The organism is Metabacillus sp. B2-18, from assembly GCF_021117275.1.
In the GTDB taxonomy this organism is placed as follows: domain Bacteria; phylum Bacillota; class Bacilli; order Bacillales; family Bacillaceae; genus Metabacillus.
On sequence record NZ_CP088245.1, the window covers coordinates 4,992,609 to 5,008,717 of the forward strand.

The 16,109-nt window shown below is 36.6% G+C and carries 14 protein-coding genes; 8 read left to right on the top strand and 6 right to left on the bottom strand.

Annotated features, from left to right (window positions below):
• The first annotated feature begins 10 nt into the window (after positions 1-10).
• Both LPC09_RS24905 and LPC09_RS24910 read left to right on the top strand, forming a co-directional pair.
• Entirely contained in the window at positions 11-1,216 is a 1,206-nt protein-coding gene (locus tag LPC09_RS24905) for a Ger(x)C family spore germination protein (RefSeq protein ID WP_098795195.1), read from the top strand.
• Between the two features lie 22 nt (positions 1,217-1,238).
• A complete protein-coding gene (locus LPC09_RS24910) occupies positions 1,239-2,333 on the top strand; it encodes a GerAB/ArcD/ProY family transporter (RefSeq protein ID WP_231308683.1) in 1,095 nt (364 codons plus the stop codon).
• A 47-nt stretch (positions 2,334-2,380) separates the two neighbouring features.
• Here the strand turns inward: LPC09_RS24910 and LPC09_RS24915 are convergent, their stop codons facing one another.
• Positions 2,381-3,625: an NADP-dependent malic enzyme gene (locus LPC09_RS24915; protein WP_098795197.1), complete on the bottom strand. Its 1,245-nt coding sequence runs from the start codon at positions 3,623-3,625 to the stop codon at positions 2,381-2,383.
• A 365-nt stretch (positions 3,626-3,990) separates the two neighbouring features.
• Between LPC09_RS24915 and LPC09_RS24920 the strand changes: the two genes are divergently transcribed.
• Positions 3,991-4,353, top strand: a complete 363-nt coding sequence (locus LPC09_RS24920; RefSeq protein ID WP_098795237.1) for a MarR family winged helix-turn-helix transcriptional regulator — start codon at positions 3,991-3,993, stop codon at positions 4,351-4,353.
• 19 nt (positions 4,354-4,372) lie between these two features.
• A complete protein-coding gene (locus LPC09_RS24925) occupies positions 4,373-5,581 on the top strand; it encodes an MFS transporter (protein ID WP_098795198.1) in 1,209 nt (402 codons plus the stop codon).
• A gap of 150 nt (positions 5,582-5,731) precedes the next feature.
• On the opposite strand, the gene LPC09_RS24930 is transcribed toward LPC09_RS24925, so the two are convergent.
• Positions 5,732-6,715, bottom strand: a complete 984-nt coding sequence (locus tag LPC09_RS24930; RefSeq protein WP_098795199.1) for an aldo/keto reductase — start codon at positions 6,713-6,715, stop codon at positions 5,732-5,734.
• Positions 6,716-6,895: 180 nt separating this feature from the next.
• On the opposite strand from LPC09_RS24930, the gene LPC09_RS24935 reads away from it, so the two are divergent.
• Complete coding sequence (locus LPC09_RS24935) at positions 6,896-7,354, top strand: DinB family protein (protein ID WP_098795200.1); 459 nt, start codon at positions 6,896-6,898, stop codon at positions 7,352-7,354.
• 41 nt (positions 7,355-7,395) lie between these two features.
• Here the strand turns inward: LPC09_RS24935 and LPC09_RS24940 are convergent, their stop codons facing one another.
• The 4 genes from LPC09_RS24940 to LPC09_RS24955 all read right to left on the bottom strand — a co-directional run bounded on the left by LPC09_RS24940 (position 7,396) and on the right by LPC09_RS24955 (position 10,563).
• The gene (locus tag LPC09_RS24940; protein WP_098795201.1) at positions 7,396-8,214 is read right to left on the bottom strand and encodes a uroporphyrinogen-III synthase; all 819 of its coding nucleotides are present in this window, start codon (positions 8,212-8,214) and stop codon (positions 7,396-7,398) included.
• Between the two features lie 112 nt (positions 8,215-8,326).
• A complete protein-coding gene (purU, locus tag LPC09_RS24945; RefSeq protein ID WP_098795202.1) occupies positions 8,327-9,226 on the bottom strand; it encodes a formyltetrahydrofolate deformylase in 900 nt (299 codons plus the stop codon).
• Between the two features lie 80 nt (positions 9,227-9,306).
• Positions 9,307-9,759, bottom strand: a complete 453-nt coding sequence (locus LPC09_RS24950; protein WP_098795203.1) for a threonine/serine exporter family protein — start codon at positions 9,757-9,759, stop codon at positions 9,307-9,309.
• A 48-nt stretch (positions 9,760-9,807) separates the two neighbouring features.
• A complete protein-coding gene (locus LPC09_RS24955) occupies positions 9,808-10,563 on the bottom strand; it encodes a threonine/serine exporter family protein (protein WP_269217411.1) in 756 nt (251 codons plus the stop codon).
• Positions 10,564-11,080: 517 nt separating this feature from the next.
• Here LPC09_RS24955 and LPC09_RS24960 point away from each other — a divergent pair.
• The 3 genes from LPC09_RS24960 (at position 11,081) to ade (ending at position 16,107) form a co-directional block, all read left to right on the top strand.
• Positions 11,081-13,063 (top strand): metallophosphoesterase family protein, encoded by a 1,983-nt coding sequence (locus LPC09_RS24960; RefSeq protein WP_141549640.1) that lies wholly within the window; start codon positions 11,081-11,083, stop codon positions 13,061-13,063.
• Between the two features lie 197 nt (positions 13,064-13,260).
• A complete protein-coding gene (locus LPC09_RS24965) occupies positions 13,261-14,196 on the top strand; it encodes a DMT family transporter (protein ID WP_231308684.1) in 936 nt (311 codons plus the stop codon).
• Positions 14,197-14,367: 171 nt separating this feature from the next.
• Positions 14,368-16,107 (top strand): adenine deaminase, encoded by a 1,740-nt coding sequence (ade, locus tag LPC09_RS24970; RefSeq protein WP_231308685.1) that lies wholly within the window; start codon positions 14,368-14,370, stop codon positions 16,105-16,107.
• Positions 16,108-16,109: the final 2 nt, after the last annotated feature.

Genomic DNA, 16,109 nt, shown 5'->3' on the forward strand with positions numbered 1-16,109 from the left:
GTAGGTATGTATGAAGAAATTAAACTGGCACATCCTGCTTTTTTACACATTTCTTATTATTATTAGTTTTTTTATAGGAAGAAATGTACAAAATACATCTCTAAATAATTTTTCCATGGTTTCTGCTGTAGGAATTGATATAGACGAGGAGAATGTCTATCACCTTACTATTCAGCTTTTAAACCCTCCTGCTCTCCAACGAAATGCATCAGGAGATCAGCTAGGTGCTGTTGTGTATGAAGAACATGGACGAACTATTTCAGATGCCATCCGAAAACTATCTAAACGAATTTCAAGAACTATTTTTTTAGACAATACTGAGATTATTGTTGTAAGTGAAGAGCTTGCAAAAAAAGGGATTACAGATGTATTGAATTTTCTCATTCTTGAACCAAATATTTCAGCAAACCTTAAGTTTTTTGTAACAAAAGAAGTAAAACCATCCACTGTTTTACAGTTATTTTCTCCTGTTCATAAATTTTCAGCTTCTCGAATTAGAGAAACAATTGAAAATGTAGAAGCAAATTATGGTTCAGCCAAGATTCTCTATCCTAATAAGATAAAAAACTATTTAATGAATAAAACCGTTGTTAATACAAGTATTCCCTATTTAGTCGTTAAGGGTGACCCTTCAAAAGGAATAACAAAAGAGAACATAAGCACATATTTGTCACCAACATACTTAATGATCGGTGGAATGGCATTCTTTAAAGGTGATCAATTAGTTGATTTTTTAGGTGATGAAGAAGGAAAAACACTGTTAATGTTAGATGGAAGCCTTTTACAAAGATCCATCTGGGAAGCTAGTTGTCCTAAAGATAAAAAAAACAAATTCGCAGCGATGAATATATTAGATACAAAAACTAAATTTCACTTTAAACAAGAAAATAACATTCCTGCATTTACAATTGATGTTAAAGTAGATGGCGAAATATACGAATCAAACTGTGATATGAACTTTGAGCATCCTAATAAAGAGAAATATGAAAAGCAATTTGAACAAGATATTAAGCAAAGCATCGATGACCTAGTAGCAAAAAGTCAAAAATATAATACTGATTTTATTGGTTTTGCTAAGAATATTTACCTTTCCAAGCCTTCACAATGGCATGAGCTCGAAAATGATTGGGATTCTATCTATCCTACTATGAAGGTGGATGTAAACGTAAAAGTGACGGTTACCGACACTGGAGAATCAACACAAATTCCTGATTAAATATGTTTGATAGGATGATTTTATGAATACGGTGAAAATAAGCACATTCCAAGTTTTCTCCATGATTACATTGTTCCTTTTAGGAAGTACTATTGTGGTTGGACTAGGTCTTGAAGTAGAGGAAAATGCCTGGATTCTCAACATTTTCTCCACTTCAGTTGGGATCGGTATTATTTTTCTTTACCTCAATATCTTAAAGAAAAACAATTGGACTGATTTTCACGTTCTACTTGAAAAGGGCTTTGGAAAGTATCTAGGTAAGTTCGTGTTACTTCTCTACTCACTTTACTTTATTTATATTGCCAGCAGAGTCATTACAGACTTTTCTTATTTCATCAGTCAAACATTGTTTTATCAAATAAAAAACTGGGTTATATCCATTGTGTTTGTTATGTTAGTTTGCTACGCATGTCATCAAGGATTGGAAGCTATTGCGAGAGCTTCAGAAATTCTCTTTTTTATCACGATGGTTCTTGTTGTCGTGTTATTGATTATTTCAGATATTTCTAAAGTGATTTCTTGGGAAAATATTCGTCCATTTTTTGATAAGGATGACTTTAAATTATCAACAATTCCTCCACGGATTACATTTCCTTATGGTGAAATGATCGTCTTTATTTTTATCTTTTATCATATTAAAGATAAAAAGACACTAATGAAAAGAGGTTGGTTAGCTGTTCTTTTAGCAGGGTTTATTTTATTAGTCGTCTCAGAAACGATCATTGCCATCTTAGGTGCAAAAGTAGCGGCTATCTTTACTTTCCCTCTATTGAAAGCAATTGAAATGATTGAATTTATTGATGTTATACAGCATATTGAGATCATTTCAGTTATTAGCTTTTTTATTGTAGGCTTTGTAAAGGTTGCTGTTTTTTCCATAGCAGGAACAAAGGGGTTCCACTTGCTCCTTCCTAAGAAAATAAAAGCAAATTTGATTGTCTATATCGTAGGGATTGTTACCTTTCTTCTAACCGTTATCATGGATCGTAATCTTCCTGAGCATTTATTTATCGGCCTAAAGGTTGTGCCTTTATATTTACATCTTCCATTTCAATTTATTATTCCGATTGTATTGTTTCTTACATTGTTAGTGAAGAAGAAAATGAAAAAGATTTAATTTCAAAAAAGACTGTTTGGAGAGCCTCCTTAACAGTCCATTCGTTATTAATATGTTAATTGTGGTTCAGCTACTTTTGATAATAAATGCTTCTTCATTTCTGCTACATCAATTGCTTTTCGGGCAACACCTGAATCCATTGCTGCCTTTGCAACAGCTGATGCCACGTGAGCAACAACTCTTTGATCAAATGGATCTGGTATTACGTAATCACTCGTTAAATCTTGTTCTGAAATTAACTCAGCAATTGCATGAACAGCTGCAAGCTTCATTTCTTCATTAATTTCTTTTGCTTGAACATCTAGTGCACCACGGAAAATTCCAGGGAAGGCAAGAACATTATTTACTTGGTTAGGAAAATCAGATCTTCCTGTTCCTACAACAAGTGCTCCTGCTTCTTTCGCTTCATTCGGCATAATCTCAGGTACAGGGTTCGCCATTGCAAAAATGATTGAATCTTGATTCATTGATGCAACCATTTCCTTTGTAACAGCTCCTGCTACAGATACACCAACAAACACATCTGCTCCTTCAAGAGCATCGGCTAAGTTCCCTTGCTTTTGGTCTTTATTTGTCATAGCTGCCAATTCTTCTTTAAATGAATTCATTCCTGCAGAACGACCTTCATAAATAATTCCTTTTGTATCACATAAAACAACATCTTTCACACCCATATGAAGCAGCAGCTTTACAATCGCAACACCTGCAGCACCTGCACCATTTACAACCACTGAGATGTTTTCTATTTTTTTATCTGCTAGCTTTAGAGCATTAATAAGTCCAGCAGCAGTCACAATCGCCGTACCATGTTGATCATCATGGAAGATTGGAATATCGCATGCTTTCTTTAATCTTTCTTCAATCTCAAAGCAATGTGGAGCGGCAATATCCTCTAGGTTTACTCCACCAAAGGTTGGTTCTAATAGCTTAACTGTTTCAACGATCTTATCTGAATCTGTTGTGTTTAAACAAATTGGAAAGGCATCCACATCCGCAAATGATTTAAATAATAGTGCTTTTCCTTCCATAACAGGCATTGCTGCTTTTGGTCCAATATTACCAAGGCCAAGTACAGCTGTACCATTAGAAACAACCGCAACTAAATTACCCTTCATTGTATACTCATATGCCTTGCTTTCGTCTTCATGAATGTCCAAGCATGGCTCTGCAACACCTGGAGAATAAGCTAAGCTTAAATCTTTAGCATTTCGAACAGGAACCTTAGAGTGCACACCTAGCTTACCTTTATTATCCTTATGCATCTTTATTGCTTCTTCACGTAAAGTTGACATTATATGCTCTCCTTTTTAACCTTGTAAGTTTTTTCTTAAATATAGGAAGCGTTTGCATTTTAAACAGAAAATCCTTAAGTCTAAATTCTTGTATGCCCATATTTTAGTTAGCTTGAGAGGAGATTGATAGATTATGAAACTATTGGTGTAATTATGTAATTAAAAAAAGCAGATAGTTGTAAACGCATACCTGAAACCCTGTCACTTTACAAAATTTGTTTTTCTGTTATCTTAGTATAAGTGGATATTTACCTAGGTAAATATCTTTCAGATTCAACAATACTTACCTAAGTAAATAATTTGAGGTGAAAGAAGTGGATAACACAAATAAACTTTTTCATTTGTTGTATCAAAAAACAAGACATATGACAAAAGAGATTAATGAATACTTACAAAAGCATGACCTTTACAGCTCACAATGGTCTATTCTTTATTGCCTAAAAACAAACGGTCCTATGACCCAAAGTGATATATGGCGTTATTTAAACGTTGAAGCACCTACTGTAACAAGAACACTTGTTAAGCTTGAAGAAGGCGGCTGGATAAATCGTACTTCTGGAAATGACAAACGTGAACGACTTGTTTCTCTTACAGAAAAAGCGCTTGAATCATTTCCTGCTGTTGAAGAAGATGTAAAAAGGTTTGAAGGAGAAATGACCTTAAGTCTTACAGACCATGAACAAGATCAGTTATTTATCTTATTAAAGAAACTCGGAAAAACAGAATAAAGTAAGGAGGAATAAGCCTATGAATCATCAAGAAAAACAGCCGATTTGGACACAAGGCTTTATTAGTATCTTTTTAAGTAATTTTTTCATATTTGTTGCATTTTATGGTCTGCTTACATCTTTGCCAATCTATGTGGTTGATGAACTCGGACGCTCAAGCGTTGACGCCGGTTTAATTATTACAATATTTATGTTATCTGCGATTATTGTACGGCCTTTTTCAGGGAAGCTGATTCAAGATTTCGGGAAGAAAAAAACATTGATGATCAGCATGATTCTATTTACAGTTTTTTCTTTCATGTATCTATGGGTTGAAAATTATGCCCTTTTATTAGTATTACGATTCGTTCATGGCATCTGGTTCAGCATTGCTTCTACAGCAACTGGTGCAATTGCTGCAGATATTGTACCCCTAAAAAGACGTGGTGAAGGACTTGGATATTTTGCCATGTCAATGAACCTTGCCGTTGTTTGTGGTCCGTTCATTTCACTTACTCTATTACAATATGTATCTTTTTCAATTCTTTTTCTTGTACTAGCTTCATTAATTACCATCGGTGTGTTATTTACGGCATTTAGTAAAATGACAGAAGTGAAGAAATCATCACCAGTTGAAAAGAAACGCCTACAATTCAGCGATTTAATTGATCAAAAGGCCCTTCCAATTGCACTTGTAGGAAGCTTAGTTGCATTTACGTATTCAAGTGTTCTTTCGTTTATATCGATGTATGCTAAAGATTTGGATTTGATAGAAGCCGCAAGTTACTTTTTCCTTGTATTTGCCGTAGCGATGATTATCGCAAGACCATTCAGCGGTCGTTTGTATGATACGAAGGGGCCAAATGTTGTTATATACCCTGCTTTAGTTTTATTTATGATCGGTTTATTATTATTAAGCATTGCACATAATGCCTTTATGTTGCTTTTTGCAGGGGCATTTGTTGGCTTAGGTTACGGCACTGTTGTTCCTTGCTTTCAAACGCTGGCTGTTCAAGCAACGGATCACCACCGCAGCAGTCACGCAACAGCAACATTTTTCACTCTTTTCGATACCGGAATTGCAACAGGTTCTTTCGTTTTAGGAATCGTGGTTGCTCAATTAGGCTATGAAACATTGTATCTTTTAACTGGCTTGTTTTTAATACTCGTTATTTTCATGTATAAGTTGGTTCAAAGTAGAAAGAAAGCCATTTCCACTGCTCTAGAGTGGAAGGAATCGAGCTTATAATTGTGGTTTCAGCTGTTCACTTTTTGAGGTGAACAGCTTTTTTCTATTTAAAATTGTGAGGTTCTTGCAGATTTCCCTTATATTTTTGCAACTCATCGTTGTTATTTTGCAACTTCTGCTAATAAAGTTGTAGCATCGTAAAGTTATCTATTAATAAACCCCACGAACATTCGGATGAATGCTATTTTGATAAAACTCAGAAAGCTTCTTCAGCTCAGCCTCACTAAATGAAGGCACTTCTGTTGCTTGTAAATTATCTTCAACTTGCTTCACTGTTTTAAAACCAGGGATAACGGTTGTGATTTCTTCATGATCAAGAATCCAGCGAAGTGCTGCTCTTGCCATATTGCCACGGCCTTCTGAAATCCATTCCAGCTGTTGACTTAGCTCAACACCTTTAGAGAATTCTACACCGGCAAACGTTTCACCAACATTGAAGTGTTCGCCGTCTTTATTGAAATTGCGGTGATCATCTTCTTCAAATTTAGCTCCATTTGTGAATTTACCCGTTAATAAGCCACTTGCTAAAGGTACACGAGCTAATAAGCCTACACCTTTTTCCTTTGCTTGTGGAAGCAGTTCAGGGATGGCTTTTTGACGGAAAATATTAAAAATAACTTGTAGTGCCTTCACATTTGCTTGATCTAAACAAAATAATCCTTCTTCTACAGTCTCAACACTCACACCGTAGTGACGGATTTTCCCTTGTTGTTGAAGCTTATCTAATACTTCAAAAACCAGTCCACTTTTTAAGATTTCAAAAGGAGCACAATGAATTTGGTAAAGATCAATCGTGTCACGTTGAAGACGCTTTAAGCTCGCCTCACAGTATTCAGTAACAGCTTTTTCTGAATATGTTTCAGGATCAAAAATATCACCCGCACGGCAGAACTTTGTCGCAATATGTATTTTATCTTCTTTTCCTTTTGTTGCTTTTGCAAGTAATTCCTCACTATGTCCATCACCATATACATCAGCTGTGTCAAAGAAGTTAACACCGGCATCCATCGCACGCTCTAGACCTCTTAATGCTTCCTGATCATCTGATTTACCCCACGATCCACCAATAGCCCAAGTTCCAAAGCTTAGTTCACTAATTTTAAGATCTGTATCTCCGAGTTGACGATATTTCATTCCTTCCACCATCCTATGCGAGTTATCGTTTAGTTAAAATTTTTCACAATTTTTATTATAGTATAGATAAAGCGCTAACAAAAGGAATATGGCTTGCAATCTAATTACTCCTCATTTCACCTAGGATCCTTTATAATAAACAACGGATTGACGATTTTAACATAAAAAGGAGCGAGTCAAATGACACAAAAAAGTGCATTAATCACCGGCTGGATGAGTCACCGAAAAGTCCTGCTTGAAATCGTGGAAAAACTAGAAGATCAACATGTATCTTATAAACCATGGGAAGGGGCTATGTCACTTTCTGAACTTGTTTTACATATTACAAGTGCAATGGGCATGTTTGCACAAACGGTAAAGAACGGTACTTTTACACCACCAGTTGCACAACCAGAGGTTAACACGATTAGCGAATTAAAAGAGACCCTTCTAAAGGAAACTGAGGAAACAAAGTCTCAGTTAGAGTCTCTTACAGATGATCAACTTGCTCAGATCGTTGAATTTGCTGGGATGCAAATGCCTGGAATCGCTTTGCTTGAAAGTGGAAAAGACCATGAAATTCATCACAAAGGTCAATTGTTCACATATGCTCGATTAGTAGGAGTAGAGGAGCTACCATTCTTTATTAATCGCTCATAATCCAGGGCGGAAAAAGAGCGAATCAACCGATTCGCTCTTTCTTACTTATTCTCTTCCTCTTGCTTATAATAGTTTACAAGAGCAATGATTGCACTTCCCATTCTTTCTTCCTCAGGAACAACCATTCTTGTAATGCCAACCTCACGTAATGCTTGAGCTGTTACTTTTCCAACAGATACTGCCATAACAGTCGTAGAAAATGCTTGTAAAACTTCCTTTTCTACACCTTTTTCCTTTGCATGAGCCATTAAAAACCTAGCTTGAGGAGTACTTGTAAAGTTAACAGCATCTATTTTTCCATCAAGTATTTCACTTACAAGCTGCTCCATCACTTCAGGCTTTGGCGGGATATGCTGATAAGGTAAAATTTCACGATATTCTGCACCTTGTTCCTTTAGAAAGTCAATTAATATCGGTGCCGGATCACCATGTAGCTGAAGAGCAACACTTAAACCTGAAAATGAATGTGCTCTTAACTCTCTCACTAATCCAGCTGTACTTCCATCATCATCCCTTACATCTGGTTGTATTCCAAGCTTTTTAAGAACATTCACTGTTTTATAGCCTCTTGCCGCAATTTTCGCACTATTAAGTGCCTCAATAAATCGATCACCTAACCCCATGTTTACAGCAGTTTGGTAGAGTTTATCCGTTCCAATTCCCGTTGTAAAAATCAACCAGTTGAAATTCCCGTCTATTAAGGCCTTTATTTCTTTTTCAACATTTGTATCATCTAAAAAAACTGTTCCCTGTGCTGGTCTACTTAGTGCAACGCCACCAAGGTTCTCTACTAGCTTACTAAGCTCCTCTGATTTACGCTGACCTGCAAGAGCAATTGTTTTGCCAGTTAATCGTTTCATCGTATCCCTCCGCTAAAAAGATAAGTTGCTATTATTGTATCATCAGCAGTTGAATGCACAATAAAAAAGTGACTCAGGGAAGATATTTTCCTTGAGCCACTTTTAGAATTTATTAAAAGACAATTGTTTTGTTTTCATGCACAAGAATACGATCTTCAAGATGCCATTTTACTGCTCTTGCTAACACACTTCGTTCAACGTTACGACCGATTTTTTTCAAGCTGTCCACATTATCACGATGATCAACACGGCTAATATCTTGTTCAATAATTGGGCCTTCATCAAGGTCATTTGTTACATAATGAGACGTTGCTCCGATTAACTTCACACCACGTCCGTATGCTCTTTCATATGGTCTTGCACCAACGAAAGCTGGTAAGAAGGAATGGTGGATGTTAATAATTTTGTTCGGATTTGCTGATACAAACTTCGGCGTTAAAATTTGCATATAGCGCGCCAAAATAATTAAGTCAATATCATGTTCTTTTAAAAGCTGAAGCTGTTGATCTTCTACTTGCTCACGAATATCTTTGTTTGCAGGGATGTAGTAGAACGGGATATTTAGTGATTCAACGACTTCTCTTGCTTCTTCATGGTTACTAACGACAAGCGAGATATCTGCCATTAAGTCGCCGCTTTGCCATTCCCAAAGAAGTTCAAGTAAGCAGTGCAATTCTTTTGAGACGAAAATCGCCACTTTTTTCAAATTGTATACATGTGTGAAGTTCCAGTCCATTGAAAATTGTTCTGCAATTTGATTGAACTCTACTTCCATCCTTTGTGCTTTATCTTTTAAGTTTGGACATTCAAATTCAATGCGAATGAAAAAAGTTCCGCCCTCTGGATTTGTAGAATACTGACTTGACTCAATAATATTAGCATTGTGTTCAAATAAAAATTTTGAAATAGCTGAAACAATACCAGGTTGGTCCGGACAGCTAACTAATAAACGACCACGATTTTGGTTTTTGTCCTGAAAATGTTCAATTTGATTTTTTATAAATGCATTCATTGTATATACCTCTCTATTAGTGATTAAAACATTATACATTAGTCCGTCAAAATTATTAAGGTTTAAATCACTTTTTTACTCTATGATTTCATAAATTCATGATTTCGTTTCTGCTTTGCCTTTCGAATGATCTGATTCATCACCTCTGATAAAACCAATCCTATTGCAATTGCACCAGAAATCATAAAGGCCTTTGCTGCAAGTGGTATCGCAGCATTATAGTCATTTTCCACGACCTGCCTCATCGCATCATACGCTAGTCCACCAGGCACTAACGGTATAATTCCAGACACGTTAAAAATAATAACAGGCGTTTTATGCTTCTTCGCATAGTATTGACTAATAATTGCAATAACAAAAGAGGCAATTAAAGAAGCAAAAACACTGTCATTAGAATACTCGAATAACCCGATATAAATCATCCAGCCAACCATTCCGGCGAAACCACATCGAAATAATGTTTTTACTGGTGCATTAAAGATGATTCCGAATGCTGCTGATGCGATAAAGCTTGTAATAATCTGTTCGATCATAATTAAAGCCCTCCTTATTAAGAAAGCTACCTAACTATCCAGAAAAAGTTAATAAAACGAGAAAACAACCGCAACACCTGCTCCAATGGCAAATGCGGTTAAAAAGGCTTCTGCTCCCTTAGATATTCCTGATACTAAATGACCTGCCATGAGGTCTCTCACTGCGTTCGTAATGAGCAAACCAGGTACTAACGGCATAACAGAACCAATGATAACCTTATCCAGCTCAGCACCGATATTAAGTGTGACAAATAAAACAGATAGTAGACCTATGATAAGTGATGCTAAAAATTCAGCAAAGAACTTTATTTCGACTAATCGATGAAGATAGATTAAGCTTGAAAATCCAATTCCGCCCGCAATGACTGCTGGAAGAAAGTCAGTCCAGCCACCTTGAAACATAATTAAAAAGCATCCACTTGCAATGGAAGCTGCCCCAATTTGCACCCAAATCGGGTAGGCATGAGCATCCAGCTCAATTTCTTTTAAGTGAGAATATGCCTCTTCAACAGACAATTCCCCGTTGCTTATTTGTCTCGAAACACCATTTACTTTTGCAACCTTTTGCAAATCGGTAGAACGATCAACAATTCTCACAAGCTGTGTGGGGGTTTTACTGCTTACAGAAAAAATGATTCCTGTTGGCGTGACATAGCTATGAGTTTCCTTTATCCCATAAGCTGCTGCTATTCTCATCATTGTATCTTCCACCCGGTACGTTTCAGCCCCGCTACGAAGCATGATTTTCCCGGCTAACAAGCAAACATCGATAATATCAAAGGTTTGGTTTTGGTCAACGCTCACCTTTCCTTCACCCCATCCTTAAGATATCTAGTTTGAGTTTAAAGAAGTTGGCGGAAATAGGCAAGGGGGTGGTGCCTGTCACTTCACGGAATTTTTCGAGGAATTTTGGGGTGGTGCAGCAGCTATGAAGACCATTTTACTCGCTTATTCTCATCATCTTGGTCTTCATCGATCCTATGAAGACCATTTCACTTGCTTATATTCACCACTTCCGTCTTCATCACCCTTATGAAGACCGTTTTACTTTCTTTTACTCACCACTTTGGTCTTCATCACCCCTATGAACACCATTTCACTTGCCTCCACTCACCACTTTGGTCTTCATCACCCCTATGAAGACTGTTTCACTTGCCCCAACTCACCACTTTGGTCTCCATCACCTTCTTCCCGGTGTTTTTAGAAAAACTCGAGGCCGGAGCACTGTCACTCCCCCGAAGTTTGTCGAACGCAACCTGCCTCACAAATGTACTCTTTCTTGAATAAAGTAATAAAAATACCTAGTTAGAGGTGACTGGCAATGATGAAGCTTCCTGTTATTCTGTCCGGTCCTATCCTTCGTAGAGTGGAAAGTTCACAGGTGTTTATTTGGCTTGCTACAAGCAAGGATTATTCAATAAATGCTGGATTATATGAGATGCAAACACAAGGTTCAAAAAATCAACCTATTTCCATAAAAACTAAAACAAATACCGTTCGTTTAGGAAAACATCTATATATTCATCTCATTAAGTTAATGCCAACACGAGGTGAGTTTCCTATTAATCAATTTTTAGGATATAACTTATTCTTTAAAAAAGGATTAGAGCAATATGATTTAAGCAGTCTGCAGCTCTTGTCTTCAGATCATCCAGAATCACTTGTGTATGATGGGTTTGACTATCCTACGTTTTTTATTAACACTAATAAACATTCAACCATTCTGTATGGGTCCTGCAGAAAGCCCCATGGTAAAGGGGAAGACACTTTAGCCAAAGCAGATGATTTAATAAAAAAACATGATCAAGATCTTACATTAAGACCAAGTTCACTTTTCATGCTTGGTGATCAAATCTATGCGGATGATATAGCGGGTCCACTCGTACCGTATATTCAGAAAATTAAGCAGGAATTGATTGGTGATGACGAAAACCTAATTGAGGTTGAACCAAAATTAAATAAGGCACCCTATCAACACCTTTTAAATAAAATTAACGGCCGGCAATCGATCGCAGAAGATCTCTGTAAGTTCACGTCATCTCATGCTGAAAACCATTTGCTTACCTTTGGGGAGTATGCAGCAATGTACTTATTAAACTGGAGCTCTGCGCTTTGGAATGCCTTGATAGAGTCAAATGGCCCAAATGCATTTGAAGACTTATATAAAATAGACTCTTTTTACCCTAAAGAAAAAGATGAGCTTCAACATCAATTTCTTGAACAAATTGAAGATGTCCATTATTTTCAGTCTGGTCTTTCAAAGGTGAGAAGAGTGTTAGCGAATGTTCCAACATATATGATATTTGACGATCATGATGTAACAGACGATTGGAATATTACAGCTGATTGGAAAGAACAAGTCTATGGAGCTCCACTTGGAAAGCATACGATTGCTAGTGGTTTAACGGCATACTGGGCCTTTCAAGGTTGGGGAAACAATCCGAATAGCTTTGATTCCTCGTTTATCCATGATATCGAGCAATACTTAAAATTAACTTCGATCAATACACCTTCTTATCATCGTTGGGTAAACACGATTCTTGACTTTGAAGGGTGGCATTTTATCGCTCCGACAAACCCGATGACACTTTGTCTCGATACTCGAACTCTACGAGAATACGAGACTTTTCAAAGCAATGATAGAACTCTTTCTAAACCTTCTATATTAATTGGCTCAAGGGGATGGGAGCTCCTAGATACGGTAATCAAGGAAAGCTCATGGCAACAAGGGGACTCGCTACAAATTACTTCAGCTACTCCTCTTTATGGGGTTGATAGTATAGAGTCATTTTTAAAGAAAAACATTTATCCGTTTCGATCATTGGGAATACCGGTTCAATACAAACTAGATTTTGAAGCCTGGAAATATAACCTTAACGGCTTTTATTCTTTTCTGGAGCAATTGATAAAATGGAAGCCAAGTGAGTGTGTAATTTTATCAGGAGATGTTCATTATGCTTTTCGAGCAAAAGCTGATCTTGTAATGAAGGGTGAAAATCTTTCTATTTATCAATTTACGAGCAGCCCGATGAAGAATGAAAGTTTTGAAATGCTTGGTGGAAACTTATTGAAGCTTATCATTTGGTTGAATGATATCCGAAAGAAAGAACCTGCCTTGAAGCGGTACCGTATGAAAAACGGAACTGTGAAGAAGTTGAAGGATACATCTGATACACCAGAATCATTATTATGGAAAGAAAAAATTACTTACTACTCCTTAGATAATGGTTCAATGATTGAAACAAAAAATAATCTCGGGGTGTTCTTGCGTGACAACAAGGGAGTGCGAAGTTACTTGTTGTAGTGACAGGCACCACCCGAAGTTTGTCGAATACCATCCTCCTTTAATGAGGGTGTTTTTTTTGCCCTTTTTGTAAAAATCTTAATATGTTGGACGAATTTAGTATTTACTTCTTTCTTTTTTAAATATAATGTTTATGTTGCTGCTTAGAGCAATAGATTTGTAGAGATTGTCTACATATAAAGAAAGAAGGGTACTGCTTGGTTAATAAGCATCAATATCAAATTTATATATCGCTATTTGTTGTGATGATTTTTTGGGGATTCAATGTTATTGCAACAAAGCTTCTTGTTACAAGCTTTATGCCTGTTACAATGACAGCTTTTCGCATTTTTACAGCAGCTGTTGGTGTGTTTGTCATTTTATTTTCTTTAAAGCTTGTAAGAAAACCTACCAAAAAAGAATGGCAGTACATTATCATCTGTTCCTTATTTAATGTTGTTGGACATCATTATTTTCTGTCGATTGGTTTAAAGGAAACCTCAGCTTCTAATGGGGGACTAATATTAGGAACTGGGCCAATCTTAACGACGATTCTAGCATTTTTATTTTTACGAAACAAAATTACGATCCTTCGCTTTTGTGGAATTATTCTTGGATTTATCGGAATTTCATTCATTGTGTTTCAAAATGGAGATAGTTTGGAAGGTATTTCTCTTGGCGATGTTCATGTATTTCTGTCTATTTTTGTTCAGGCCGTTAGTTTTATTATGATTAAGAAGGTATCGTCAACATTAGATCCACGCCTGATGACAGGTTATATGCTTTTCATTGGCTCAATTTTACTCTTTATCATCAGCCTTATTATTGAGCCTGCTGGTCTCGAGAGCATGACTGAAAGATCACTTTCTATATGGATTGTCTTCTTCGCTTCAGCATTTTTAGCAACATCTGTTGGACATATGATCTACAATTATGCCGTTGGAAAAGTAGGGCCAGCTGAGTCAGCTGTTTTCATTAATCTTAATCCATTTTTTGCATTAGTTGGTGCATCCATATTTTTAGGAGAAGTTATTACACTTCCGCAAATGATTGGATTTATTTTCATCATTTTCGGTGTTGTGCTTGGTTCTGGTGGGTTTGAACCTATTCTTCGAAATCAAAAGCGAAAGAGAAATAGAGTGGTTGATTACTAATGTTAAAATTGTTGACATTAAATGTTAGATGTTTTAAAATTTGTTTTAACTTATCATTCACTAATAATAAGAGATACTAGTATCGGATTACTGCCGCAAAGAAAAGTTTATCCTTTTTTCTTGCGGTTTTTTTCTAAATTTTTTTAATAAACGAAAGGAGAGATCACATCTATGGAATACTTCACTCAAAGATTAGCTGCTTCTGCAAAGAAAGTAAAAGCAGATGTTGTCATTAAAAACGGGAAAATAATAGATGTATTTAATGGTGAAATCATCGAAGAAGACATCGCCATTACAGATGGTGTTATCGTTGGAGTTGGTCATTATGAAGGAAACACAACCATCGATGCCACGGGAAAATATATTTCACCAGGTTTTATTGATGGTCATGTTCACATTGAATCCGCAATGGTAACTCCTCAACAATTTTCTCAAGTTGTCATTCCACACGGTGTCACAACAGTCATTGCCGATCCCCATGAAATAGCCAATGTTAGTGGTTCAAAAGGCATTCAATTTATGATTGATTCAGCAAAAGATATCCCTTTAAACACCTATTTTATGCTTCCTTCCTGTGTACCAGCTACACCGTTTGAACATGCAGGTGCCTCACTTACTGCCGAAGATTTAGAGCCTTTTTACAAAGAAGAACGTGTTTTAGGGCTTGCAGAGGTTATGGATTTCCCTTCTGTTTTTCATCAAGAGAAGGGTATGATGAAAAAGCTCACAACAGCCAATAAACTCGGTAAAAAAATAGACGGTCATGCTGCTGGTCTATCTGGAGATGTCATAAATGTTTATGCATCTGCGGGAATTAAAACGGACCATGAATGTGTCACACCAGAGGAAGCACGTGACCGTTTGAAAAGAGGCATGTACGTTATGCTTAGAGAAGGATCTGCTGCAAGAGATGTTTCAGCTTTATTGCCTGTTATTACCGACAGAAATGCACGACGCTGTCTCTTTGTAACCGATGATAAGCATTTAGATGATTTAATTGCTGAAGGAAGCATTGATTACAATATTTCTCTTTCCATTAAAGGAGGACTAGATCCAATTCTTGCCTACCAAATGGCCACCATCAACGCAGCAGAATGCTTTGGCTTACCATCAAAAGGCGCTATTGCTCCAGGCTATGATGCTGATCTTGTGTTTTTAGATAGTTTAGAAGATGTGAAGATTGAAAAAGTCTTTTTAAAAGGCAAGCTTATGGCTGAAAATGGACGTTTTGTTTGTTCAGAGTATAGTGAAACAACTCCATCCATCTCAGATTCTTTAACAAACACCGTTCATATTCAAGAGATTAAAATGGATGATCTGCAAATTTCATGTTCACAAGGAACTTCCGCTAACATAATTGAGATCGTTCCAAATAAAATCATTACAAACCATATTGTTGAAGAAATCAACTCAAAAAATGGCTATTTTCAACCATCTGTTAAACTAGATCATCTAAAGATGGCAGTTGTTGAAAGACATGCAGCAACTGGAAACATCGGATTAGGAATTGTCAAAGGATTTGGCCTTAAAAGTGGGGCAATTGCTTCGACTGTTGCACATGATTCTCATAATATTATTGCTCTAGGAACAAATGATCAAGATCTACTTAAAGCCATTTATGAATTAAAAGCAATGGGCGGTGGCCTGGTTGTCATTAACGAAAATGATGTGATCGCTTCCTTACCGTTAGAGATTTCAGGCTTAATGACAGCCTCATCTTTTAAAGATGTAAATAAGATGCTAAAAGAAATTGATGCAGCTTTAATGAATATTGGCTTTACAGGCAACTTCAACCCATTTTTAACTCTATCGTTTTTAGCACTGCCTGTAATTCCGGAATTAAAATTAACAGACATGGGCTTGTTTCAAGTGAAGGATTTTAAGCATGTGGATGTAGTAAACCTCAGGTAAGA

Coding starts and splice junctions, on each gene's coding strand:
- purU (WP_098795202.1), bottom strand. CDS start 9,226: ATGAATGCATTTATAAAAAATCAAATTGAACATTTTCAGGACAAAAAC.
- LPC09_RS24960 (WP_141549640.1), top strand. CDS start 11,081: ATGATGAAGCTTCCTGTTATTCTGTCCGGTCCTATCCTTCGTAGAGTG.
- LPC09_RS24940 (WP_098795201.1), bottom strand. CDS start 8,214: ATGAAACGATTAACTGGCAAAACAATTGCTCTTGCAGGTCAGCGTAAA.
- LPC09_RS24905 (WP_098795195.1), top strand. CDS start 11: ATGAAGAAATTAAACTGGCACATCCTGCTTTTTTACACATTTCTTATT.
- ade (WP_231308685.1), top strand. CDS start 14,368: ATGGAATACTTCACTCAAAGATTAGCTGCTTCTGCAAAGAAAGTAAAA.
- LPC09_RS24930 (WP_098795199.1), bottom strand. CDS start 6,715: ATGAAATATCGTCAACTCGGAGATACAGATCTTAAAATTAGTGAACTA.
- LPC09_RS24910 (WP_231308683.1), top strand. CDS start 1,239: ATGAATACGGTGAAAATAAGCACATTCCAAGTTTTCTCCATGATTACA.
- LPC09_RS24920 (WP_098795237.1), top strand. CDS start 3,991: ATGACAAAAGAGATTAATGAATACTTACAAAAGCATGACCTTTACAGC.
- LPC09_RS24915 (WP_098795197.1), bottom strand. CDS start 3,625: ATGTCAACTTTACGTGAAGAAGCAATAAAGATGCATAAGGATAATAAA.
- LPC09_RS24935 (WP_098795200.1), top strand. CDS start 6,896: ATGACACAAAAAAGTGCATTAATCACCGGCTGGATGAGTCACCGAAAA.
- LPC09_RS24950 (WP_098795203.1), bottom strand. CDS start 9,759: ATGATCGAACAGATTATTACAAGCTTTATCGCATCAGCAGCATTCGGA.
- LPC09_RS24925 (WP_098795198.1), top strand. CDS start 4,373: ATGAATCATCAAGAAAAACAGCCGATTTGGACACAAGGCTTTATTAGT.